This is a genomic window from Priestia sp. SIMBA_032, assembly GCF_046535215.1.
GTDB lineage: Bacteria > Bacillota > Bacilli > Bacillales > Bacillaceae_H > Priestia > Priestia aryabhattai.
This window is the reverse complement of the sequence record NZ_JAWRXD010000243.1, coordinates 1-361: the sequence shown is the minus strand read 5'-3', so window position 1 is coordinate 361 and position 361 is coordinate 1. Positions and strand designations below refer to the sequence as shown.

The 361-nt window shown below is 38.0% G+C and carries 1 protein-coding gene; it reads left to right on the top strand.

The window, feature by feature from the left end; all coding sequences use genetic code 11:
- A partial coding sequence (locus SB717_RS34195) for a pseudouridine synthase (protein ID WP_410907278.1) occupies positions 1–361 on the top strand: 361 nt, incomplete at both ends.

The window sequence follows — 361 nt, the reverse complement described above, 5'->3', positions numbered from 1 at the left end:
ATTGAAGATAATATTATTGATTATATCAATTACCCAGAGCGAATCTTTCCAGTTGGGCGATTAGATAAAGCATCAGAAGGACTTATTTTATTAACGAATGATGGCGCGATTGCCAATCAAATTTTACACGGTGATCACGAACACGAGAAAGAATATGTTGTCACAGTCGATAAACCTTTTACGGACTGGTTTATTGATGAGATGTCCAGCGGTGTAAAGATTAAAGATGGTATGACGAAGCCGTGCAAAGTGATGAGAGTCGATCAATCAACATTTCGTATCGTTTTAACGCAAGGAATGAACAGGCAAATTCGTAGAATGAGTCGTGCTTTCGGATTTACTGTAATAAAGCTAAAGCGAG